This window comes from Flavobacterium sp. Leaf359 (genome assembly GCF_001423985.1).
Taxonomy (GTDB): Bacteria; Bacteroidota; Bacteroidia; order Flavobacteriales; family Flavobacteriaceae; genus Flavobacterium; species Flavobacterium lindanitolerans.
Genome location: NZ_LMPW01000001.1, coordinates 92,782 through 93,268 on the forward strand (window position 1 = coordinate 92,782; position 487 = coordinate 93,268).

1 pseudogene is annotated in these 487 nt (G+C 41.9%); it reads left to right on the forward strand.

Annotated elements, in window-relative coordinates:
* A pseudogene (locus ASG38_RS17835) lies at positions 1-487 on the forward strand (hypothetical protein); the annotation flags it as partial.

Below are 487 nucleotides of genomic sequence, written 5' to 3' on the forward strand. Positions count from 1 at the left end.
TAACGAAGCCGGAACACAGGTCACCATCGACGTTCCTGCAGACGTTGTAAGCAACTTCAATGACATTATCACCAATACAAGCGTGCTGAACCAGCTGATTACGAACCTTACAAACACTTCGGTGGGCGGTAATGTTTACTATGACGGAACCAGTTTTACATATGTAGACAATACGGGTACTTCGCATACCATCAACATACAAGACATCGTTCAGGCAAACCAAAAGATTGTGACATTAAGTAATGGTACAAATACAACTGTTGCTTCCACATCAGCAGGAAATACAACAGATTATAAAGTAAATGTTAATCCTGCAACCACAACAACAACCGGAGCAGTAAAAGCAGGAGCCGGGTTAGACGTAGCTGCTGATGGAACATTGACTGTAAATGTTAATACCATTCCTAATGCAACGGATAAAACTGCAACAGTAGCTGCAGGTACCAATACTACGGTTGCTGTCAATAATGCTAACCCTAACAATCCT